This window comes from Salipiger abyssi (assembly GCF_017311415.1).
GTDB classification, from domain to species: domain Bacteria; phylum Pseudomonadota; class Alphaproteobacteria; order Rhodobacterales; family Rhodobacteraceae; genus Salipiger; species Salipiger abyssi_A.
The window spans coordinates 86,240-108,686 of sequence record NZ_JAEKIS010000015.1 but is presented as its reverse complement, the minus strand read 5'-3'; the positions used below and the strand labels follow the sequence as shown (position 1 = coordinate 108,686).

General features: G+C 65.9%; 22 protein-coding genes. 10 read left to right on the top strand and 12 right to left on the bottom strand.

The genetic code is table 11. The features are described from left to right. Positions 1–4: 4 nt before the first annotated feature. The 6 genes from I6N89_RS18775 (at position 5) to I6N89_RS18750 (ending at position 5,944) form a co-directional block, all read left to right on the top strand. Positions 5–1,285, top strand: a complete 1,281-nt coding sequence (locus I6N89_RS18775) for a TRAP transporter large permease (protein WP_207020044.1) — start codon at positions 5–7, stop codon at positions 1,283–1,285. Between the two features lie 10 nt (positions 1,286–1,295). Continuing rightward, positions 1,296–2,324: a ketopantoate reductase family protein gene (locus I6N89_RS18770; RefSeq protein WP_207020043.1), complete on the top strand. Its 1,029-nt coding sequence runs from the start codon at positions 1,296–1,298 to the stop codon at positions 2,322–2,324. 227 nt (positions 2,325–2,551) lie between these two features. Further along, positions 2,552–3,577: a TRAP transporter substrate-binding protein gene (locus I6N89_RS18765; protein WP_207020042.1), complete on the top strand. Its 1,026-nt coding sequence runs from the start codon at positions 2,552–2,554 to the stop codon at positions 3,575–3,577. Between the two features lie 58 nt (positions 3,578–3,635). After that, the gene (locus I6N89_RS18760) at positions 3,636–4,148 is read left to right on the top strand and encodes a TRAP transporter small permease subunit (protein ID WP_207020041.1); all 513 of its coding nucleotides are present in this window, start codon (positions 3,636–3,638) and stop codon (positions 4,146–4,148) included. A 6-nt stretch (positions 4,149–4,154) separates the two neighbouring features. Beyond that, a complete protein-coding gene (locus I6N89_RS18755; protein WP_207020040.1) occupies positions 4,155–5,480 on the top strand; it encodes a TRAP transporter large permease in 1,326 nt (441 codons plus the stop codon). 146 nt (positions 5,481–5,626) lie between these two features. Then, positions 5,627–5,944 (top strand): hypothetical protein, encoded by a 318-nt coding sequence (locus I6N89_RS18750; protein WP_207020039.1) that lies wholly within the window; start codon positions 5,627–5,629, stop codon positions 5,942–5,944. Positions 5,945–5,960: 16 nt separating this feature from the next. On the opposite strand, the gene I6N89_RS18745 is transcribed toward I6N89_RS18750, so the two are convergent. After that, positions 5,961–6,527 carry a nuclear transport factor 2 family protein gene (locus tag I6N89_RS18745; RefSeq protein ID WP_207020038.1) on the bottom strand — a complete coding sequence of 189 codons (567 nt, stop codon included), beginning with the start codon at positions 6,525–6,527 and terminating at the stop codon, positions 5,961–5,963. Positions 6,528–6,756: 229 nt separating this feature from the next. On the opposite strand from I6N89_RS18745, the gene I6N89_RS18740 reads away from it, so the two are divergent. Next, positions 6,757–7,530 carry a class II aldolase/adducin family protein gene (locus I6N89_RS18740; protein ID WP_207020037.1) on the top strand — a complete coding sequence of 258 codons (774 nt, stop codon included), beginning with the start codon at positions 6,757–6,759 and terminating at the stop codon, positions 7,528–7,530. A gap of 11 nt (positions 7,531–7,541) precedes the next feature. Here the strand turns inward: I6N89_RS18740 and eutC are convergent, their stop codons facing one another. From eutC to I6N89_RS18705, 7 genes are all read right to left on the bottom strand, one after another. Then, positions 7,542–8,297 (bottom strand): ethanolamine ammonia-lyase subunit EutC, encoded by a 756-nt coding sequence (eutC, locus tag I6N89_RS18735; protein WP_207020036.1) that lies wholly within the window; start codon positions 8,295–8,297, stop codon positions 7,542–7,544. Next, a complete protein-coding gene (locus I6N89_RS18730; protein ID WP_207020035.1) occupies positions 8,294–9,682 on the bottom strand; it encodes an ethanolamine ammonia-lyase subunit EutB in 1,389 nt (462 codons plus the stop codon). Before I6N89_RS18730 ends, eutC begins: the two co-directional genes overlap by 4 nt. A 138-nt stretch (positions 9,683–9,820) precedes the next feature. Further along, the gene (locus I6N89_RS18725) at positions 9,821–10,117 is read right to left on the bottom strand and encodes a type II toxin-antitoxin system RelE/ParE family toxin (RefSeq protein ID WP_207020034.1); all 297 of its coding nucleotides are present in this window, start codon (positions 10,115–10,117) and stop codon (positions 9,821–9,823) included. Positions 10,118–10,120: 3 nt separating this feature from the next. Further along, a complete protein-coding gene (locus I6N89_RS18720) occupies positions 10,121–10,360 on the bottom strand; it encodes a type II toxin-antitoxin system ParD family antitoxin (protein ID WP_076706261.1) in 240 nt (79 codons plus the stop codon). 101 nt (positions 10,361–10,461) lie between these two features. Then, positions 10,462–10,929 (bottom strand): MaoC family dehydratase, encoded by a 468-nt coding sequence (locus tag I6N89_RS18715; RefSeq protein ID WP_207020033.1) that lies wholly within the window; start codon positions 10,927–10,929, stop codon positions 10,462–10,464. Positions 10,930–10,936: 7 nt separating this feature from the next. Beyond that, positions 10,937–12,109, bottom strand: a complete 1,173-nt coding sequence (locus I6N89_RS18710) for an acyl-CoA dehydrogenase family protein (RefSeq protein WP_207020032.1) — start codon at positions 12,107–12,109, stop codon at positions 10,937–10,939. Positions 12,110–12,152: 43 nt separating this feature from the next. Further along, positions 12,153–13,391, bottom strand: a complete 1,239-nt coding sequence (locus I6N89_RS18705) for a CaiB/BaiF CoA transferase family protein (protein WP_207020031.1) — start codon at positions 13,389–13,391, stop codon at positions 12,153–12,155. A 242-nt stretch (positions 13,392–13,633) separates the two neighbouring features. On the opposite strand from I6N89_RS18705, the gene I6N89_RS18700 reads away from it, so the two are divergent. From I6N89_RS18700 to I6N89_RS18690, 3 genes are all read left to right on the top strand, one after another. Next, the gene (locus tag I6N89_RS18700; RefSeq protein ID WP_207020030.1) at positions 13,634–15,043 is read left to right on the top strand and encodes an MmgE/PrpD family protein; all 1,410 of its coding nucleotides are present in this window, start codon (positions 13,634–13,636) and stop codon (positions 15,041–15,043) included. Positions 15,044–15,155: 112 nt separating this feature from the next. Beyond that, positions 15,156–15,614 (top strand): MaoC/PaaZ C-terminal domain-containing protein, encoded by a 459-nt coding sequence (locus I6N89_RS18695; protein WP_207020029.1) that lies wholly within the window; start codon positions 15,156–15,158, stop codon positions 15,612–15,614. A 167-nt stretch (positions 15,615–15,781) separates the two neighbouring features. Continuing rightward, positions 15,782–18,127 carry a xanthine dehydrogenase family protein molybdopterin-binding subunit gene (locus I6N89_RS18690; protein WP_207020028.1) on the top strand — a complete coding sequence of 782 codons (2,346 nt, stop codon included), beginning with the start codon at positions 15,782–15,784 and terminating at the stop codon, positions 18,125–18,127. Between the two features lie 41 nt (positions 18,128–18,168). Here I6N89_RS18690 and I6N89_RS18685 read toward each other — a convergent pair whose 3' ends face one another. The 4 genes from I6N89_RS18685 to I6N89_RS18670 form a co-directional block, all read right to left on the bottom strand. After that, on the bottom strand, positions 18,169–19,467 hold the full coding sequence (locus I6N89_RS18685; protein ID WP_207020027.1) for an MFS transporter: 1,299 nt from the start codon (positions 19,465–19,467) through the stop codon (positions 18,169–18,171). A gap of 157 nt (positions 19,468–19,624) precedes the next feature. Continuing rightward, positions 19,625–20,491 carry an RNA polymerase sigma factor SigJ gene (gene sigJ, locus I6N89_RS18680; protein WP_207020026.1) on the bottom strand — a complete coding sequence of 289 codons (867 nt, stop codon included), beginning with the start codon at positions 20,489–20,491 and terminating at the stop codon, positions 19,625–19,627. Positions 20,492–20,510: 19 nt separating this feature from the next. Next, the gene (locus tag I6N89_RS18675; RefSeq protein WP_207020025.1) at positions 20,511–20,966 is read right to left on the bottom strand and encodes a carboxymuconolactone decarboxylase family protein; all 456 of its coding nucleotides are present in this window, start codon (positions 20,964–20,966) and stop codon (positions 20,511–20,513) included. Between the two features lie 151 nt (positions 20,967–21,117). After that, complete coding sequence (locus tag I6N89_RS18670) at positions 21,118–22,317, bottom strand: acyl-CoA dehydrogenase family protein (protein WP_207020024.1); 1,200 nt, start codon at positions 22,315–22,317, stop codon at positions 21,118–21,120. Between the last annotated feature and the right edge of the window lie 130 nt (positions 22,318–22,447).

The window sequence follows — 22,447 nt, the reverse complement described above, 5'->3', positions numbered from 1 at the left end:
AGGCATGGAACATTGGCCGGTAGGCATCGCGATCCTGAGCGTGCTGTTGCTCGTCGGCGTGCCGATCTCCTTCGCACTGGCGGGCGTCGGGCTGGTCGGCGTCGCCTCGATCATCGGCTGGACGCCGGCACTATCGCTGCTGGGATCGGTGTTTTTCGACAATGGCCGCGACTATTCGCTTTCGGTGCTGCCGCTGTTCCTGATGATGGGCAATTTCGTGGTGCAGTCCGGCGTAGCCGAGGATCTCTACACCTCGGCCTATGCCTGGCTGCGCCACCGCAAGGGCGGGCTGGCGACCGCCACAGTGGTCGCCTGCGGCGCTTTCTCTTCGGTCTCGGGCTCCTCCATGGCCACCGCCGCGACGATGACCCGGATCGCGCTGCCCTCGATGCGCAAATTCGGCTATCCCGACGAGCTCTCCACCGCCTCCATCGCGGCGGGCGGGACGCTGGGCATCCTGATCCCGCCCTCGGTGATCCTGGTGTTTTACGGGATCATGACGCAGCAGGATATCGGCAAGCTGTTCCTGGCCGGGATCATCCCCGGCATCATCGGCATCATCGGCTATTCCATCGCGGTGAAGCTGTCGCTTAAGCTCCGCAAGATCGACCTGCCCGTCGAGGAAAAGCTGCCGCTGGGCGCAAGGCTGCGCGCGCTCAAGGGCACCGCGGGGGCGCTGGTGCTCTTCACCTTCATCATGGGCGGGATCTATCTGGGTGTCTTCACCCCCACCGAAAGCGCCGGCATGGGCGCCGGCGGCGCGCTGCTGCTGGTCGTCCTGCAACGGCGCTTTTCGCTCAACGCGATGATGCTGGTGCTCTACGACACGATGAAGACCACGGCGATGATGTTCTTCATCCTGTTCGGCGCGCTGACCTTCACCAATTACGTGAATATGTCGGGCATGACCCGCGACATCCAAAGCTTTCTCGGCCTGTTCGGCGATAGCCGGATGGCCTTTATCCTGGCGATCCTCTGTATCTATCTGGTGCTGGGCTGCGTGCTGGAAAGCCTGTCGATGATTATGCTCACCGTGCCGGTGTTTTACCCCATCGCGGCGGCGCATGGGGTGGATCTGATCTGGTTCGGGATCTTCGTCGTGATGGTGACCGAGATCTCCTACATCACGCCGCCGGTGGGGATGAACGCCTTCGTACTGCGCTCGGTGGTGCCGGATGTGCGGCTGAGTACGATCTTTCGCGGGCTCGGCCCTTTCGTGATCATGGATGTGCTGCGCATCGGCCTGCTGACGCTGGTGCCGTCGCTGGTGCTGCTGCTGACATAGGGGCGCGGGGATGAGCGGGATTGCGGAAATCGGCATCGTCGGCGCCGGCAATATCGGCACGGCGATGGCGGCGCTGCTGTCGCGCTCCGGCGCGCGCGTGTCCCTGGCGGCGCGGGGGCCGCGCGGCGCGGAGGTCGCGGCAAGGGGCGTCGCGCTCGACGAGCGCGGCACCCTCATCGAGGCGCGAGTGGCGACAGCCGAGACCCTGCCACACCCGGTGGACGCGCTGTTTCTCTGCGTGAAATCGCAAAGCCTCGCGGCGGCGGTCAGCGCCAACCGCCATGCCATCACCCCCGACACGCTGGTGATCCCGATGGTGAACGGCATGCCCTTCTGGTTCTTTGCCGGGCCCGATGGCATCGGGCAGGTGCCGCATCTGGATCCGCAGGGCGTGCTGGCCTCCAGTTTGTCGCCGGGACAGGTACTGGGGGCGGTGCTGCTGATGACCGTGCGCATGGACGCGGCCGGCGTGGCGATCTCCTCCAACACCCCAACGCTGAGCCTGGGGCCGGTGGCAGGCGGCGCCGATCCGGCGCGCATCGCCGCGCTGATCGCCCTTCTGGAGGCGGGCGGCGTACGCAGCGATCTCTGCCCAGACATCCGGCAGAAGGTTCTGGTCAAGCTGCTGGCCAATCTCGCCACCAATCCGCTGACCGCGCTCACCGGCGCCACGCTGGCCGAAACCGGGCGCGACAAACGGTTGCGCGGCATCGCGCTGGGGCTCGCCGGCGCGTTCCGCAGCTGGGCGGCGGCGCGGGGCCATGACCTGCCCGGCGACGACTGGCTGGTCGATCTGCTGCTCGACGCCGGGGAGTTCCCCACCTCGATGTTGCAGGATGCCCGCGCCGGGCGTGCGTTGGAACTCGACGCGATCTGCCGCGCTCCGCTGGAGCTGGCGCGGCGCGACGGGCGCGACATGCCGCTGCTGGCACGGCTTCTGGCGGAGATCGGAGCGGCAGAGCGGCTGCCCCTGCCCGCCACCGCACGCGACGCAGCGCTGAACCGGTTGCGCGAGAGGGCACCTGCCCCAGGCGGCTGAACGCGCCCGCGCCCAAAAGGTTACCAGCAGCGCACGGCAGCGAGGCTTTCTGCCCGTTTTTTCCGCATTGCTGGAATTGTCACCTTTTTCAATATGATAATATTGGAAGAAATGCGATATTTCGCAGTTATTAACAGTAATATGCATGTATTTTGGCAAGCGTTCAGCCTGCCGATGCAATGACGCCCTGAGCCAACAGGCGATCCGACCAACAGGAGAATTCCGCCATGATCCGACTGCCCCGCCCCCTCGCCGCCCTGGCGCTCACGGCGACCCTTGCCGCCCCCGCCGCCGCCGATACCAAGCTCGACATCCAGAGCGCCTGGCCGCTGACCATGCCCGCCTCGGGCGCCAATGCCGCCTATCTCGGCGAAAAGCTCACCTCCGCGTCCGGCGGCTCGCTGGATGTCACCATCTACGGCGCGGGCAAGCTCGTGCCATCGCTTCAGATCTTCGACGCGGTGCAGCAGGGTTCGCTCGATGCCGGCATCACCTCGCCGCTCTATGTGGCGGGCCGTTTCCCGGCGGTGCAGCTTTTTGGCGGCATCCCCTTCGGCCCCGACGCGATCACCCATACCGGCTGGCTCTATGACGGCGGCGGTGCCGAGATCTGGTCGGAGATCTACGCCGCGCAGGGCGTCAAGACGATCCCCTGCGGGCTGATGGATAGTGAAGCCGGAGGCTGGTACAATTTCGAGATCAACAGCGTCGAGGACCTCAAGGGCAAGAAGATCCGCTTCGCCGGTCTCGCGGGCGAGGCCATGGCCAAGGTCGGTGCGTCCATCGTGCTGCTGCCGGGCGGCGAGATCTATCCCGGCATGGAAAAGGGCATCATCGACGGCACAGAGCTTTCGATGCCCGCGATCGACATCACGCTCGGACTTCAGGACGTGGGCAAATACTACTACCTGCCCGGCTGGCATCAGCCCGCCGCAATGAACGAGCTGATCATCAATATGGCGAAATGGGAGAGCCTGGAGGAAAGCCAGCAGGTGCTGATCGAGGAAACCTGCAAGGCGGTGAACCTGCAATCGGTAATGTCGACCCTCACCCTGAACGGCGATGCCATCGCAGAGATCGAGGCGGCGGGGGTCGAGATCCGGTCCTTCACACCGGAGGTGCTGGAGCCGCTGCGCGCCGCCTTCGACGAGGTGATCGCCGAGCAGACCGCCAAGGACGCAGATTTCAAGCGGGTGTGGGACTCGCTCACAGCCTATCGTGAGAAGACCGCGGCCTGGGCCGGCACCCGCTGAGCACCATGGCGCGCCGGAGGGCCCCCTGCCCCCCGGCGCCGCTCTGTCCGGACGGATCATGCACCGCCTCGTCACCCTCATCGAACGCATCGTCGCCGCGATCGGCCGCGCGGGAAGCCTGTTCCTGCCGCTGCTGATGGTGGCGATCCTCGTCAACGTGTTTTCCCGCTATGTGCTCGGCATCGGCTCCATCGAGCTGGAAGAGCTGCAATGGCATCTGAACGCGGTGGCGGTGATGTCCTGTCTCGCCTGGGCCTATCAGCGCGATGCGCATGTGCGCGTCGATGCGCTGCACGCTCGGATGTCGCCGCGGCAGAAGGCGCTTGTCGAGCTCTTCGGCACGGCGTTCCTGCTGTTTCCGTTCCTGTGGTATGTGACCGGCTCCGCCTGGACGATCTTCGAATACAGCTGGAAGCTGAAGGAAGGCTCGCCGATGCCTTCTGGCCTGCCGGCGCGCTACATCGTCAAGTTCGTAATGGCAGCGGGGCTTAGCCTGCTCTTTCTCCAGGGCGTCGCGATCCTGTTGAGATCGTTGCTGACCCTGTTCGGCCGCAGACATATGGCGGAGTAGCCGGCAATGGATGCGCTCTTCGTCTTCCTGCTCTTCGCCGGTTTCATGGTCGTGATGTTCTCGGGCTATCCCATTGCCTTCGTGCTGGGCGGCGTTGCGGTGGGTTTCGCCGCGCTGGGAACGCTGCTCGACGCGTTTGCGGTCGAGGCCGACATGGCTTCGCTGCGGATGATCGGCTTCGTCGCCAACCGGATTTTCGACACGCTGTCGAGCTATTCGCTGATCCCGATGTCGATGTTCGTCTTCATGGGGCTGATGCTCGACAAATCCGGGGTTGCCGAGCGGCTGCTGACCCGGATGCACGGGCTGTTGCGGGTGGTGCCCGGCGGCATGGCGGTCTCGGTGGTGCTGATCGGCGTGGTACTCGCTGCCTCCACCGGCATCATCGGGGCCTCGGTGGTGCTGCTCGCCACCATTGCCATGCCGGCGATGCGCGGCGCGGGTTATGACGACAGACTGGGCCTCGGGGTGGTGGGGGCAACGGGCTGCCTCGGCATCCTGATTCCGCCCTCCATCATGCTGATCGTGATGGGCGATCAGCTCCAGATCCCTGTAGGCGATCTGTTTCGCGGCGCAATGCTGCCGGGGCTGCTTCTGGCGCTGGCCTATGTGCTCTACGCAGTGGGCGCGGCGATCCTGCATCCCGAGCGCGCCCCTGCCCGCCCGTTGGAAGACCGCCGCGGCGCGGGTGCGATGCTGCGCGATCTGCTGGGCACGCTGGTGGCGCCGCTGCTGCTGGTTGTGGCGGTGTTGGGCTCCATCGTTTTCGGCATCGCCACGCCCACCGAAGCCTCGGGCGTCGGCGCCGCCGGCGCAACACTGATCGCACTGGGATCGCGGCGGCTGAGCTGGGCGGGGTTCCGCGCGGTCTGCGAAGAGACCGGCATCACGACCGCCTTTCTCTTCGCGCTTATCTTTGGGGCCTCATGCTTTGCGGTGGTGTTGCGCGGCTATGGCGGCGACGGGCTGATCGAGGCGGCGCTGCACGCGATCCCGCTGCCGCCCACCGGCACGCTGGTGCTGATCCTGGTGATCGTGTTTCTGCTGGGGTTCTTTCTCGACTGGATGGAGATCATCCTGATCGTGGCGCCGCTGGTCCTGCCGGTGCTGACTGCCCTCGGCCACGATCCGGCCTGGGTGGCGATCCTTATGGCGATCTGCCTGCAAACCTCCTTTCTGACCCCGCCGGTTGGCATGGCCCTGTTCTACCTAAAGAACAGCGTGCCGGATGTGGAGATCACCCAGATTTACCGCTCGGTCATTCCCTTCGTGCTGATCCAGGCGGGTATTCTGGTGCTGACGCTGCTGGTGCCGGGGCTGGCGCTCTGGTGAGGATGACCGATCGGTTGGCGGTGTTCGGGAACACGGTGCCGACAGCGCGACCTCCGGCGCGGCCGGGCGATCTGTTGCGGCGGAAAACCTTGACGCCTGGCCTTGGCAATGCTGCGATGCAGCAAGGACATTCTTGGAGAAACGCCATGGCAATGCGGATTTCGGCGCCTTTTGGAGGCGCGGTGACACAGGCTTTCGATATCTGGTCGAACTGGTTCGAAAACGTGGGGCAGATCGGGTTCATCAATATCGACCTCGGCCGCACGGCAAAACCCGAGCTCGAACGGCGCATTTTGGACGACGTCGGCAGCTATGGCTACCAGATCGGGCGCATGTCGGAAGCGCTTGATGTGCTGATTGACCAGGCCGATCTGGACTGCACAAAGCTCAGCTATGCTCAAATCGCGGCCCTGCATGACTTTCGCGAGATGGTCGAAGAGGTCAAACGCTGCAAGCAGAGCTAGCCGGCACCGCCCCTCTTCACGGCGCCATCAGCACCGATTTCGACGGGTAGTCCGAGGCCCAGGTCGCCGGCAGCGGCGCGACAAAGACGTTTTCCGTCCGGTTGCGGGTGAACCGCCATTTGCCATCCTCGCATTTGCGGAACGTGTTGAACAGACGCGAGGACCGCAGCAACGCCTTGCCATCGGAGAACAGCCAGGGCTGCATGTGGACCCACTGGCCGGTCGCCGTCATCGCGTCGGGCGCGACGGTGATCTGTTCGGACGTCACGTAATGACAATTCAGGATCAGCGCCGGGTCGGTCTTGCCACCCCAGAATGCCTCGAAGTGACGGCGCACCGCCGCCTTGCCCTCGGCGCGGCCGAACTGGTTGTCGTAATACTCCCCCACCCCTTCCCAAACCGCCTCTTCTGAAAAAAGCTCCATGATCAGGTCGACCCGCTCGGCATCGTCGCGCACCCCGAATTCCGGCAGCGGCGTGTCGCAGAGGAACATGTAGCGCATCTGCACCCGGCGCACGTCGCTTTCCGCCTCAAGACAGGCGATGCGGCGGGTGAGGGCGTCGAGAGTCGAATCCTGGGGCATGTGAGTCCTTCCGGAAGAGTGGGCGCGGAACGGCCCGCGCGCAAAATTTGATCTCCGCGCCGGGGATTGCCCAAGCTTGAAGCGGTAAGGTTACTGTAATTACTCTCCCTTGGAACAACGCAAGAGATATATTAAAAATGGCGGTTGCTCGCGTTGACCCCGAAAGTCATTGCATGAACATTACTCTAAAAGCTCTGCCGGCACCGCCGCGTTTCTAGAGGACATGCCGATGAACACGCCGACACAGATCCACAAGGAGTCCACGCCGATGGCCGGGATGAGCGAAGCGGAGCTGCGCGCGCAGCTCGCCGATTTCTATCATCTGGTCAGTTATCTCGGCTGGACCGAACTGATCTTCAACCACATCTCGGTGCGCCTGCCGGGCGAGGAGCATGCCTATCTGGTGAACCCGCTGGGGCTGCATTATGACGAAGTAACCCCGGAAAACCTGCTGGTGGTCGGGGTGGACGGCAAGCTCAAGCGCGAGAGCCCTTACCGGCCCAACCCTGCGGGCTTCGCCCTGCATGGGGTGATCCACCAGCACCGGCCGGATGTGGGTTGCATCGCACATACCCACACCACGCCGATCTCCGCCATCGTGATGAAGGACGGCCATATCGACCACAACACCTTCAACGGCGCGCAACTTTACGGTCGCGTGGCCTATCACGATTTCGAAGGCATCACGATCTATGACGACGAGCGCGAGCGCATGCTGGCCTCGCTGGGTGACAAGCATGTGCTGGTGCTGCGCAACCACGGCATCGCCGTCTGCGAGGCGGATATTCCGCTCACCTTCTTCCTGCTCTGGACGGTGCAGCGCGCGGCGGAAATCCAGTGCGCCGCCGCCGCGATCCCCGGCCCGAACGTGCAACTTTCCGACGAGATCAAGCGCAAATGCGCCGAGGATGCCCAGCGGCTCAAGGACAACGCCGCCTTTGCGACGCTGCTCTTCGACGCGATGGTGCGCAAGATGAAGCGCGAACGCCCGGAATTCGCCTGAGCGTCTCGTCGTCAGTCGGGGGCGGAGAGCGCCGGCCCCGAGGGGCGGTCGTCCTTGAGCGCCACGCCGGTGGCGCCGAGTTCGCGCGCCTTGCGGATCAGGAAGGCCAGCAGATCCGTCGCCCGGTCATAGCTCAGCCCGCCCCGGCCGTGGATGTTCGACACGCAGTTGCGACGGCTGTCGGCGGTGCCGGGCTTCGGATCCCAGGTCAGATAGGCGCCGAGACTGTCCGAGACCGAAAGCCCCGGGCGCTCGCCGATCAGCACCAGGCAGAGCGGCGCCTGCATGGCGGCGGCGATCTCGTCACCGATGGCGACCCGGCCCTCGCGCACCAGCGCGACCGGGCCGATGGCGATCTCGGGCAGCGCCCCGGCAATGGCGCGCACCATATTGGCGGCATGGGTGCTGACGGCGGTGGCCGAGAGCCCGTCGACAATGGCGATGGCGAGATCGGGCGCCGAGGCCGCGATACGCGCGCGGCTGTCGGCGGCCAGCCGGCGCCCCAGATCCGGGCGGCGGATATAGATGTCGCGAGTCTCCGCCTGGCTGTGCAGGTCGAGCACCTCCAGCCCCTGCCCGGTCAGTGCGTCCGTGATGCCTTCCCAGTCCGCCGGGCTGCGGATCGCGTCGCGGGCGCGGGCATGGCTCAGCTGGAAATCGAGCACCGCCGAAAGCGGCGCGGCGCTGCCCGTCGGGTCGAGCCGCACCCGCGACGGGGTGAGATCGCTCAGCCGGTGCACCACATCGGGAAACTCTGCCTCGCTCATGACGACAGCCCCATGCGCTGCACCAGCCCGCCGAGATCCGGCAGCGCGCGCGGGCCGGCGCCGCTCTGCGCCAGATCCATCCGCGCCAGCCAGGCCTCGAATTCCGGCGCCGGGCGCAGGCCGAAGGTCCGGCGCAGATAAGTGGCATCCTCGAAGGACAGGCTCTGATAGCTCAGCATCACATCGTCCGAGCCCGGCACGCAGATCACGAAATTCACGCCCGCCGCCGCAAGCAGCGTCATCAGCGTGTCCATATCGTCCTGATCGGCCTCGACATGGTTGGTGTAGCAGACATCCACCCCCATCGGCAGGCCCAGCAGCTTGCCGCAGAAATGATCTTCGAGCCCGGCGCGGATCACCTGCTTGCCGTCATAAAGATATTCCGGCCCGATGAAGCCCACGACCGTGTTCACCAGAAGCGGCTCATAGGCGCGGGCGACGCCATAGGCGCGCACCTCCAGGGTCTGCTGATCGACGCCATGATGGGCATCCGCCGAGAGCGGCGCGCCCTGCCCGGTCTCGAAATACATCACATTGTTGCCCACCGTGCCGCGCCCCAGCGAGCGTGCGGCGTCATTGGCCTCGCCCAGCACCGCGAGATCGACGCCAAAGCCGCGATTGGCGGCCTCGGTCCCGGCGATGGACTGAAAGGGCAGATCGACCGGCCCGCCGGCATTGATGATCTCGATGGTATTGGTGACATGGGTCAGCACGCAGCTCTGCATGGGCATGTCGAAATCGAGCCGCAGATCGTCGAGCGCCTTGAGGATCTCGGTGCAGTTCGACAGGTTGTCGGAGGCCGGGTTGATACCGATCACCGCATCGCCCGCCCCCTGCAACAGCCCATCGAGCACCGCCACCGCGATGCCGCGCAGATCGTCGGCGGGGTGGTTGGGCTGAAGCCGTGTCGAGAGCCGCCCGGCCCCGCCGATGGTGTTGCGGAACCTGGTGATCACCTGGCATTTGCGCGCCACCGCGATGAGATCCTGATTGCGCATCAGCTTGGAGACGGCGGCCACCATTTCCGGTGTCAGCCCCGGCGCCAGCCGCGCCAGCGCCGCGCCGTCGGCGGCATCCGAAAGCAGCCAGTCGCGCAGATCGCCGACGGTCATCGCCGCCACCGGCGCAAAGGCCGCCCTGTCATGGCTGTCGACGATCAGCCTTGTGACCTCGTCATCTTCATAGGGCACCACGGATTCGTTGAGAAACTCCGCCAGCGGCAGTTCGGCCAGCGCGAACCGTGCCGCGACCCGGTGCACCTCGCTCTCGGCGGCAAGGCCGGCCAGCTCATCGCCGGAGCGCGCCGGTGTGGCCGCCGCCAGCAAGGCCGCGAGCGACTCGAACCGGTATCTTTCGTGACCGGCGGTCGCGAAATAGACGGGCATTTGATCTCTCCTGCTTCGGAAACGTCTTTGGCCAAGCTTTGGCACCCGTTCCGGGCAGGTTCCAGATTTGCCGCGCCCTCTGCCCCCCGCGCGCGGGGCAACTGCCGAAACTTCGAGCGGCAGGGGCGGTTTCGCGCGTTATTCGGCCAGAAACTCCGCCCAGTTGGCGCGGCCATGGACGATGCGCAGGATATCGAGGTGATCCGTCTCGGCGCGGTAGATCACCAGATGTTCGCGACAGGGGTGGATGCGCAGCGGCGGCGTGAACGCCTCACGCAGCCGGGCGATCTCGGGGAATTCGGCGAGAAGGGTAAAGGCGGCGTCGAGCCCGGTGAGATAGGCCGTGGCCTGCTCGGTGCCCCAGCGCTCAGCCGTATGCGCCCAGATCGCATCGAGATCCGCCACCGCGCGCGGGCGCAGCCTGATCTGGAGCATCTCTCAGCGCGTCCCGGCGGTCTTGCTTTCGAGAAAGGCGGCCATGTCGAAGGGCTGCGCCTCGCCGCTCCGCATGCCCTCGTCGGCCAGCGCCTGGATCTCGGCAATGGCCTGCTGGCGCGACTGGTCGCGGCGGATGAGGTCGCGGACATAATCGCTGACATTGCTGTAGCGCCCGTCCCGGGTGCGGGATTCGACCCAGGATTTCATCGGCTCGGGGAGGGAGACGTTCATCGTTGCCATGCCCATAATCTGGACCCGATGGCAAAGTTTGTCAATATCGCGCCAGAGCCTCAGCCGGCGGATCGCAGCCAGGAGCAAGGGCCGCAATCCGCCCGACCCGCTCAGGCGCCTGCCGTCTCGGGCTCGACAAAGGCGCGGGTGCGGATCATCCGGGTGGAGGTGTAGTTGATCACCACCTCGCCCTTCTGGTTCACCACATCGTGGTTGGTCACCACCACGCCCCGGTCGGGCTTGCTGGTCAGGCGCTTGGAATGCAGCGTCACCACATTGTGGATCGTGTCCCCGGCAAAGCTGGGCTTGAGGAATTTCGGCGTCAGCTCAAGCAGGTAGATGCCGCGCTTGCTGGTCAGCCCGTCATTCAGGATCAGGCCCTCGGCAATGGAGAGGACGAAGATTCCGGGCACGAGGCGCCCGGAATAAAGCCGCTGGGAATAGTCCGGATCGGTATAGGTGGGCGAGGTGAACTCGCACAAAGCCACGAACTCCGCCACCATCTCCTCGGTGATGGTGCGCGTGGCGCTCACCCGTTCCCAATCGTCGGTATATTCCTCGAAATACAGTCCCGCCATGATGCCCTCAATACGAGCGCGGCATGCCGAGCACATGCTGGCTGATATAGTTCAGCACCATATTGGTCGAGATCGGCGCGATCTGGAACACCCGGTTCTCGCGCACCTTGCGCTCGATGTCGTATTCCACCGCGAGGCCGAACCCGCCATGGGTCTGCTGGCAGTGAAAGCCCAGCTCCCACGAGGCTTCGGAGGCCAGCATCTTGGCGATATTCGCCTCGGCACCCGCCGGCTCGCCATTGTCGAAGAGTTCGGCGGCTTTCCAGCGCATGGCATCGGCGGCCATCAGGTTGGCATAGCCGCGCGCCAGCGGGAACTGCACGCCCTGGTTCTGGCCGATGGGGCGGCCAAAGATCACCCGCTCCTTGGAATAGTTCACCGCCGTCTCCAGGAACCACTTGCCGTCGCCGATGCATTCGGCGGCAATCATCACCCGCTCGGCGTTGAGCCCGTCGAGCAGGTAATAGAACCCCTTGCCCTCTTCGCCGATCAGCGCGTCCTCGGGGATTTCCATATCGTCATACCAGACCTCATAGGTGTGGTGGTTGAACATGGCGTCGATCTTGCGCGTGGTGATCTGCTTGGGATCGACCTCGCGCTTGTCGACGAGGAAGCAGGACAGGCCCCGGAACGGCTTGCCCTCGGGCGCCTCGCTGGTGCGGGCGAAGACGATGAACATATCGGTGTGGTCCATCCGCGAGGTCCAGACCTTCTGGCCCTTGACGATCCAGCCCTTGCCCCCGCGCCGGGCGCGGGTCTGGATCTTGGAGGTATCCGTGCCGGCGTTGGGCTCGGTCACCGAGAAGGATTGCAGCCGCACCGAGCCGTCAGCGACCTTGGGCAACACGTTCCTCTTCTGCTCGGGCGAGCCGTGGCGGGCAAGGATGCCCATCATGAAGAGCTGGCCGTGGATCATCGAGCCGGTGCCGCCGGAGCGGTGGATTTCCTCGACCACAACCGAGGCCTCCCGGCAGCCAAGCCCCATGCCGCCATATTCCTCCGGCACCATCACCGCGCCGAGCCCCGCCGCCATGGCGTCCTTGATGAACTCGTGCGGGTAGCCGCCGACGCGGTCCAGCTCGCGGTAATATTCCTGGGGGTAGCGTTTCGTCACGTTGCGGGTGGCCTGAAGCACATCCGCCAGCGTGCCGTCATAGTTCGAATCCAATGCGTCCAGCATCTGGGTCTCCTCCGTCTGTGTTTCTGTCTCGGGTTGGCCGGGCTCAGGCGACCTGTTCGGCAGCCACCGCGCCGAAGGCGCCGGCGCGGGCGAGCCGCGCGCGCGTCTCGGCGCCGAAGCCGTATTCCGTCAGGATCGTGTCGTTATGCTCGCCCAGCAGCGGCAGCACCGAGGGCTTGCCCCGGTCGTCGAAGCCGGTGGGATCGCCGGGCAGCCGGATCGTGCCGCCGAGCCCGTCCTGCACCTCGCGGAACGAGCCGCGCAGCACGTAATAATCGCTCTCCAGCACCTCTTTCAGCGACAGGATGCCCGCCACCGGCACATCCGCCTTGCCGAAGATCTCGGTCAGCTCGTCGCGGGTGTGCTGCGAGGTGAAGGCCTCGGTCAGCTTCAGCACCTCGGGCTGATGCTTTACCCGGTCGAGATAGAGCGCATAGCGCGGGTCGTCGGCGAGCTCGGGCCGCCCGATGCCGCGGGCGAATTTCTTCCACAGCGCATCGGAATTGACGCCGAGGGTGATCGCCCCGTCCTTCGCGGTGAAGACGCCATAGGGCACGCCGTGGAAATTGTTGCCGCCTGCTGTCTGGTTGATCTTTTCATCGGCCATCTGGATGCGCGCCAGCGCGACCGAGAGCATCGGCAGCAGCGATTCCGGCAGGGTCAGGTCGATGAGCCGCCCCTTGCCGAGCCGCTCCTGATTGCGCAGCCCCAGCAGGATCGCCGAATGCGCCGTCATGCCGGTGGCCACATCGCCGAGCGCATAGCCGCACCAGACGGGTCGGCCTTCACGGTCGCGGGTCATGCCGGTGCTGCCCGACATCGCCTCGCCAGTCATCGCAAGCCCGGCGCGGTCGCCGAATTCGCCCGCGTTCTCCAGCCCGAACCCGCTGATATTGGCAATGATCAGGCGGGGATAACGCTTGTGCAGCTCGGCGGGGTGCAGCCCCAGCCGCTCCAGCGCGGCGGCGCGCATATTGGTCACCAGCACATCCACCTGGCCCAGCAGCTCGTGGAAGACCTCGATCCCGGCTTCGGATTTCAGATCCAGCGCAAGGCTCTTCTTGTCGCGGTTCAGCGCCGCGTAGAAAGACGACATATGCCCCCTGGCACCGCGCCGCATCGGCTCGCGCAGGCGGGCCAGCTCGCCCTTGGGCGGCTCGACCTTGATGACCTCGGCGCCCTCCTCGGCCAGAAGCTGACAGCAATAGGGCCCGGCAATGAGATGCGAAAGCTCCAGCACCTTCACGCCCTCAAGAGGCAGAGTTTCAGAGACCGCCGGCATGTATGTTCCTCCCTGACACAAGCGCGGGGCGGCACGGTTCGCAGCCCCCGTCCTATCGAAGTGCCGCCGGTGAGGCGTAAAGTACAGTCGTAGGTTTCGACCCGTCGTTCAGAGATTCTTACCACCCATCCGGTCAGTTTTTCTGAACGCTGGCGGCGGGAAGTCTAACTGGACTAACGCCTTCCATTCAGAGCAGATTTGCCCCGAGGACGCTGCCCTTCCGGCAGCCGGGAGGAGACCCTATGCAAGCCAAATCCGATGTCGCATTTCCCTTTGCCGAGACCGCGCTCGCGCGCTCCTATGGCGATCTCTCCGAGGCCACCGTGGCCGCGACACAGGCCGCGCTGACCGATACGCTGGCCTGCGCGCTGGCGGGCACCAATGCCCCCGGCGTGGGCGAGGCGCGGGCCGGGTTCGGCAGGCAATGGCCGGGCGGGACGGTGACGGTCTGGGGCGGGTTCGGTCACGCCATGGGGCCGATGGCGGCGGTGATGAACGCCGCCAGCCTGCACGCGCTCGATTACGACGACACCGACGACAAGGTGCCGCTGCATGCCAACTCGGTGCTGCTGCCCGCGCTCATGGCCTATATGGAGGAGCGCGGCATCGCCTGCGACGGCAAGGATTTCCTGACCGCGCTGGCCGTGGGCATCGACGGCGCCATGCGCATCGGTCGTGCCGGCGGCCCCAAGGCGCGCAAGGGCTGGAATTACAGCGTGATCAGCGGCGGCATCGGCACCATTCTCGCGCTGGGGCATCTGGGCAAATGGGACACCCAGACCACGGTCGACGCGCTGGGGCACCAGCTCGCCCAGACCTCGGGCAGCCTGCAATCCATCATCGACGGCAGCCTCGCCAAACGCTTCCAGCCCGCGATGCTGGCCAAGGACACGCTCTTTGCCGCCGCGCTTGCCGAGGCGGGCGTCGACGGCCCGCGCAATGTGTTCGAAGGCCGCGCCGGGTTCTGGGCGCTCTATCAGGACGGCGAGTGGGACCGCGACGTGATGCTGGGCGGGATGGAGACCTGCTCCATGGTCACCGATCTCAGCCTCAAGCCCTACCCCACCTGCCGCTTCACCCATGCCTCCATCGACGTCGGCATCGAGATGCACCGGCAGGGGCTGCGCCCGGAAAACATCAAGCGGCTGAAGATCATGCCCAGCGGTCAGGCGGTGAACATGACCGGGCGCGATTTCGATCACACCAAGGCGGGCGTGGTGGATGCGCAATTCTCGGTCGCCTATTCCACCTCGGTGGCGCTGGCGCAGGGCGCCATGAAGATCGACGACATCACCATCGACCGCATCCGGCAATCTCCCGTGGGCGCGTTCGTCGCCGAGAAGGTCGTGGTCGAGGCCAACCCGGAGGTCGATTTCCTCTCGATGTCGCCGGTGGTGGTCGAGGCCGAGCTGACCAGCGGCGAGATCCGCCGCTTCGACGGGCCGGACGTCTCGGGCAGCCCGGAAAAGCCGCTCACCCGCGACCAGCTTTTCGACAAGGTGACCGATTGTCTGGGCTCCAACGACGCGGCTGTGAGCGCCGAGGAGCTGATGGCCTCGGTCGATACCCTGCCGGAGGCGGCGTCGATGGCGCCGGTCATGGATCTGCTGGCCCGGCCCTCCACGCGGGCCAAACACAGCGCCGTCGCCTAGGCGCCTACCTCTGACAATCCGATCCCGTCCGGGCCGCCCCAACGCGGCGGCCCCGTCCCGCATGTCCGCCTGGGTCATGCGACCCCCCTCATCTGTTCGTAAGGAGACCACAATGACCACCGAAATACGCGGCATGTATTGGGAAGATTTCGAGGTCGGCGCCACGGTGACCACGCCGTCCCGCACCATCACCTCCACCGATATCGTGAATTTCGCCTGCCTCTCGGGCGATTTCAACGAGGTCCACACCAACTGGGAATATTGCAAGACCACCCCATTTCAGGAGCCCATCGCCCACGGTCCGCTGGTCTATGCGGTGGCCGCCGGGCTGCAATATGCCAGCGGCATCAATGACGGCACGCTGATCGCGCTCTTGCAGATCGACGCCTGGCGCATGCTGGTGCCGGTCAAGCATGGCGACACCTTCCATGTGGAGCTCGAAGTGCTGTCGAAAAAGGAAACCAGCAAACCCGACAAGGGCACCGTCCGTCTCAAGCGCAAGTTCGTGCGTCATGACGGCACGCTCCTGCAAGAGATGGACGTCACCATGCTCTACAAGCGCCGCCCCTGAACGCTGCCGCCGGGGCTTGCCTTTCGGTCCCGGCGATGCACTCTTTCCCGCAACGGCCCCCGAGAGGCGGCACGCTGGCACGCGCATTGCATTGTCAATACAATTGCCACGGGATGCGTCCGGCCCGGTCACCCCCGCGCCGCCGCAACAGCGAGGAAGGAAGCGCCATGAAGTTCAGCCCCGGAGAAGCCAATCCCCGCCACGAGGACGACCGCCTGCTGACCGGGCGCGGCCAGTATTCCGACGATGTGCGACTGCCGAACATGGCCTATGCCGCCATCGTGCGCTCGCCCTATGCCCATGCCGGGATCACCGGCATCGACGCCGAGGCGGCGCTTGAGATGGAGGGCGTGCTGGCGGTGCTGACCGGCGCCGACTGGGACGCGGACGGGCTCGGCGAGGTGGTCAACCCCGGCATCGTCATGAAACCGCCGCTGCCAAAACCCGACGGCACCTCTTTCGTCAACCCGGGACGCAAGCCGCTGCCCACCGACCGGGTGCGCTATGTCGGCGAACCGGTGGCCCTGGTGGTCGCCGAAACCCCCGCACAGGCGGCGCTGGCCGCCGAGGCGGTGGAGCTTGATCTCGACCCGCTGCCCGCCGCCATCGCCACCGCCCATGCCCGCGACGAGAACGCCGCCCAGGTCTGGGAGGCGTTTCCGCGCAACGAGGTCTTTGTCCACAGGATCGGCGATGCAGAGGCGGCAGAGGCGGCGCTTTCCACAGCGCCGCATGTGCTGCGCGAACGGCTGGTGGTCAACCGCATCCACGCCAACCCGATGGAACCGCGCTCGGTCACCGGCGATTACGATGCGGAGCGCGATCACTACACGATCTATGGCGGCGTACAGCGCTCGTTTTCGTTCCGCGACATGCTCGCCGAGAAGGTGTTTCGCGTCACCCCCGATCAGGTCGATGTGGTGCCCGGCGATGTCGGCGGCTCCTTCGGGCTCAAGGGCTCGATGAACATGGAGATGCCGCTGGTCGGCTGGGCCTCGAAACGGCTGGGCCGCCCGGTGAAATGGACCGCCACCCGCACCGAAGTGCTGACCGGCGACGAACACGCCCGCGACGTGATCGTCGACGCGGCGCTGGCGGTCGACGATGAGGGCCGGTTCCTGGGCTTTCAGGCCGAGACCGTCTCGAATCTCGGCGCCTTTGCCGGGTTCTTCGGGCTGGCCCCGGCGGTGCTCAACCTCGGTTCCATGGCCGGCCCCTACACCATCCCGGCGATGAGCGTGGAGGCGGTGGGCGTCTGGACCCATACCGGCCCCGTCGCCCCCTATCGCGGCGCGGGCCGCCCCGAGGCCGCCTTTGTCATCGAGCGCATGGTGGACCTCGCGGCGCGCGAGCTGGGCATGGACCCGGTGGAGATCCGCCGCCGCAACCTGATCCCGGCGGATGCCCTGCCCTACAAGACCGCGCTGACCTTCACCTATGATTGCGGCGAGTTCGAAGCGGTGCTCGACAAGGCGCTGGCGGCGGCGGATTACGCCGGTTTTCCCGCCCGCAAGGCCGAGTCTGCCGCGCGCGGCAAGCTGCGCGGCATCGGCGTGGCCATGTGCATCGAGACCGCCGGCAGCGCGGGCTACGAGACCACCGAGCTGAAATTCGCCGAGGATGGCAGCGTGACCGTGCTGGCGGGCACGACGAACCACGGTCAGGGTCACAGCACCCTTTTCGCGCAATATGTCTCGGACCGGCTGGGCTATGATGGCGCCGAGATTTCCGTGGTCGAGAGCGATACGCGCGAGATCAAGGACGGCGTCGGCACCGGCGGCTCGCGCAGCGCCACCTTTGCCTCGGCGGCGGTCGAGGACGCGATCGCCAAGGCGGTGGCCAAGGGCAAGCGCATCGCGGCGCATCTGTTGCAGGTGGGCGAGGCGGATCTGTCCTTCGACTCCGGCGAATACACCGTCGCCTCCTCCGGTCAGCACATTTCGTTCCAGGAGGTGGCGCGCGCCGCCTTCTCGCCCGACATGCTGCCGAGCGGAATGGAGCCCGGTTTCCACGAATACGGCCGCAGCGAGCTGGGCGGCCCGAGCTTCCCCAATGGCTGCCATGTCTGCGAGGTCGAGGTCAGCCCCGATCTCGGCACTGTCGATGTGCTGAGCCATGTGCTGGTCGACGATGTCGGCTTCGAGATCAACCCGATGATCGTCAAGGGCCAGCTGCATGGCGGCGTGTTGCAGGCAGCGGGGCAGATCCTCATGGAAGATCTGGTCTATGACGAGGACGGGCAGATCATCACCGGCTCGTTCATGGATTACGCCATGCCGCGGATCTCGGATTATTGCAGCATCGAGGCGGGCAGCCATCCCGTGCCGACCGCAACCAACCCCACCGGCGTCAAGGGCGCGGGCGAGAGCGGCACGGTGGGCGCCATGCCGGCGCTGGCCAATGCCATCGAGAACGCCATCGCCGAGCGCGGCGCCAAGCTGCCCGACATGCCGGTGACGCCGTTCAAGCTCTGGACGGCATTGCAGGAGGCGCTGCCCGCCAAGGCAGGGTGAAGCGCCGGTTTGAGACATAGCGGTGGGCAGGATTGCCCACCCTACGCGCTCTGCGCCGCGTGGCGGGCGAGCCCTTCGCCCAGCCGCTTCCAGCCCGCCAGCGTCAGCACGGCAATGCCGGCGGCGGCGACCCAGAACGGCGCGGTAAGCGCGATATCGCGCGGCAGAATCTGCTCGGCGCCGCGCACGATCAGCCCTGACAGCATCAGTCCCATCGGCATCATCCCCCAGGCCAGCAGCCGGTAGACGCTGTTGACCCGGCCCAGCAGCCGGTCGGGGATCATCCGCTGACGAGTCGAGACCGAGACCGTGTTCCAGACCAGACCGGCGAACTCGAAGAGCGCCAGGATCAGCGACAGCGACCAGGCGTCGGGTGCCAGCGCGACCCCGACAAAGGCCGGAACGGAGGCAAAAAGCATCCATTGTGCCGCCGGCCCCGCCCCCATACGCCGCACGATGCGCTCGCCAAAGATGCCGCCAAAGATCCCGCCCACGGCACCCGCCGCGAGGATCGCGCCATAGGCGGAAGACGAGAGGCCGAGATTTTCCTGCACATGCAGGATCAGCGCGATCATCACCATCTGAAAGAACAGGTTCCAGAACCCGGTCAGCCAGGCCAGCAGTTGCAGCAGCGGCGAGGCGCGCAGAAAGGCGATGCCCTCGCCCAGCTCATGGCGCCAGCCGCGCCGCTCCACCTGCTCGGCGCGAAACCGGCCCTTGATGCCCAGCACCACCAGCACGGCGGAGAGATAGATCAGCGCGTTGATCGCGAAGGGCAGCGGCAGGGCAAAGGCGATGAGCGCCGCGCCGAGCGGTGGCCCGATCAGCGCGTTGCCGGTCAGCTCGACGCTCCAGAGCCGCCCGTTCGCCGCCTCCAGCCGGTGACGCGGCACCAGCGCGGGCAGCATGGTCTGCGCGGCATTGTCGCGAAACACCTCCGCCACGCCGACCGCCAGCGCCGCGAGAGCCAACGCGATAAAGGCCGGGAGCGAGGAGACGCCGGTCTCCGGCGGCGCGGAGAGCGGCAGGGAGGACCAGAGCGCCAGTGCCGCCGCGCCCAGGGCCGTGGCCCGCAGGATGTCCATGCGCAGGATCAGCAGGCGGCGGTCGGTCCGGTCGGTGACGATCCCCGCCGGCAGCGCGAAGAGCGCCCAGGGCAGGCGCAACGCCACGGCGATCAGTGCAATCAACAGCGGGTCGCGAGTCAGCAGCGAGGCCGTCCAGGCCCAGGCGACGGTGGCGATGCCATCGCCCAGATTGGTCAGGCCGCTGGCGGCGATAAACCGCCCGATGGGCGACGCGACCGCCGCGAAACCCCGACCGGATCCCCTGCCCGTCATCGTCTTGTCCTTATGCTTGTCCCGTCTGCCGCATCGCCAAACCGATCGTCAGAGGCTACGCGGCAGAGATTGGTCATCCGCGACAGTATGGTCAATAGCACTGCCCCAAATCGCGCGGGCGGAACCCAAACCCGCCCTCATCGCAGCGCCACCGCTGTCAGGCCACCCCTTCGACCAAGCCCGCCAGATGCCGGAGTTTGTCGGGATTGCGGACGATCCAGACCGCCACGATTCGGTCGCCGCGAATGCCGATGGCCGTGGTTTGCAGCACATTGCCCGGCTCGCGCGTCACGAAACCAGGCGCACCGTTGATGCGGTACAAGGACGGCACGGGCGGGGGCGGAAACGCGGCCTTGCGGGCAAGACCTGCGAACAGCCCCGCCGCCCGGCGGCGGCCGCGCAGCACATTGATCGCGGCAGGCACCTTGCCGCCGCCATCCGTATGCACCTCGATCTCTTCGGCAAAAAGATCGATCAGCCCCTGCAAGTCGCCGCTGCGGCAGGCATGCCAAAAGGCCGTGACAATGGGCAGGCTGTGGTCCGGCGCTCCGTCGGGCGGCGGCTCGCTGCCCACCAGCCGCTTGCGTGCCCGCGACACAAGCTGCCGGCAGGTCTCCGGGCTGCGCCCGACTACCCTGGCGATGTCGTCGAACGGATAGTCGAACGCATCGCGCAGCAAAAAGGCGGCACGCATTTCGGGCGACAGCCGGTCGAGCGTCAGGATCAGCGCAATGCTCACATCCTCGCTGACGATCCAGCTGCGTTCCGCATCGGGTGCGCGACCGGCGACCAGCGGTTCGGGCAACCAGGCGCCGACATAGGTCTCGCGCCGGACACGGGCGGATTTCAGAAAATCGAGGCAGAGCCGGGTGACCACAGCTCCAAGCCAGCGCGGCACCGAGTCGAGCTGCGCCGGATCCTGATCGGCAAAGCGTATCCAGGCCTGTTGCAGAATGTCCTCGGTCTCGGCCACAGAGCCGGTCATGCGATAGGCAAGCCCCGCCAGCCGGCGGCGCTCGCTCATGAACAGATCGATGCGCGGATCAGGCGGCATCTTTTCGCAGCGGATGTGCCGAGCGGAACCCGACGGCAAAGCGGTTCCAGGCATTGATGGCATTGATGACCAGCGTCAGATCGACGCTTTCGCGCGGGGTGAACGCTGCCAGCAGCGCCTCATAGGCCGCGTCCGGCGCGCCGCTGCTTTCCAGCCGGGTCAGCGCATCGGCCCAGCCAAGCGCCGCGCGCTCGCGCCGGTCGAAAACCGGGCTTTCAGGCCATGCGGCCAGCACGTCGAGCTTTTGCTGCGAGATCCCGGCGGCGCGCGCGTCGGGCGCGTGCATATCCAGGCAGAAGGCGCATCCGTTGATCTGCGACACGCGCATTTTCACCAGCTCGCGCAGATCGTGCGGGATCGAGAGCTTTTGCGTCTCTTCCTCCAGCCGGCGCATCGCGGCAATCGCTTCGGGCGAGGCCTGATAATAGTTCAGTCGTTCGGTCATCGGGTGGCTCCATTTCGGTGATGTCCTGAAACAGTGACGATGCCAAACCCGGTTCTGTGACAGCCGGCGGCAATCTTTCTGCCTTGCGCCCGGGCAAAAGAAAAGGCGGCGGGCCGAAACCCACCGCCTGTCCTGCCTGTTTGCGAGGAGCTCAGCCGGCCTTGGCCATGCTGCGCAGCCCGGTCTTGCCGTGGTGCCGGTCGGCGATCTTGTAGCCGAGCGCGTCCTCGGCGATCAGCACCTTCTGCACATTGGCGGTGCCCTCGCCGGTGAACATCAGATCCGCATAGGCCTTGTATTTCGCGATCCGGTATTCGCGGCTCAGCCCGTAGCCGCCATAGATCTGCTGCGCGGTATCGGTGCAGAACTTGGCTGTCTGGCTGGCGTGGAACTTGGCGATGGAGGCGATGCGGTTGGTCGGCAGCTCCTTGTCCATGAGCTGTGCTGCCTGATAGACCAGCGCACGGCTGGCCTCGATGGCCACGGCCATTTCGGCGATCTGGCCCTGGATGAGCTGGTACTTGCCGATGGGCGAGCCCTTGATGATCCGCTCATTGGCATAGCGCACCGCATCCTCATAGGCGCCGATGGCGATGCCGAGCGCCTTGGCCCCGATCACCGCGCGGCCGCCCTGAAGCGCGCGCATGATGATCTTGAAACCGTCGCCTTCCTTGCCCAGCAGGTTTTCCGCCGGCACGGTGAAATCGTCGAGATAGACCGCCGAGACGCGGAACGCCTTGGACAAGCCGACGTCGATCGGCTGGGCGGTAAAGCCCGGATACTTCTTGGGCTCCACGATAAAGGCCGAGACCCCCTTGGCGCCGGCCTCGGGATCGGTCTTGGCGAGCAGTATACCGACATCGCATTCGTCGCCCAGCGTCGCCCACATCTTGGAGCCGTTGAGCTTGTAGACATCGCCGTCGCGCCTGGCGGTGGTCTTCATCGCGCCCGCCGCGTCCGAACCGCCGCCCGCCTCGGTCAGCGCCATCATGCCCACCACATTGCCGGCGAGCAGGTCGGGCACGTATTTCCGGATCTGCTCATCGGTGCCGCCGAGATAGATGCAGGCCGGGCAGTTGCCACCGTTCTGGTTGAACCCGCCATAGCGGATATCCATGCGGGCCATCTCCTCGATGATGATCGCGGCGGCGAGATAGCCCATCTCGGAGCCGCCCACATGTTCGGGGAAGGTGGCGCCGTAATAGCCCGCCGCACCCGCTTTCTTGATCAGCTCGCGCGGCAGCTCGCCGCGGGCCTCGTACTCGTCCATCACCGGGCAGACCTCGGTTTCCATGAAGCGGCGCACCGACTCCCGGATCGCCGGGATTTCCTCGGGAAGCATGTCGTCCATTCTTCAATCGTCCTTTCCTGTTCAATCCTCATATGGGCGCTGTGCTGCCCTGTCCCTGCGCGGACGACGCGGCGGCAGACCTGCCGTGGCCGCCATCGCCCGGATATGCCACGATCATACGCAACCAGCG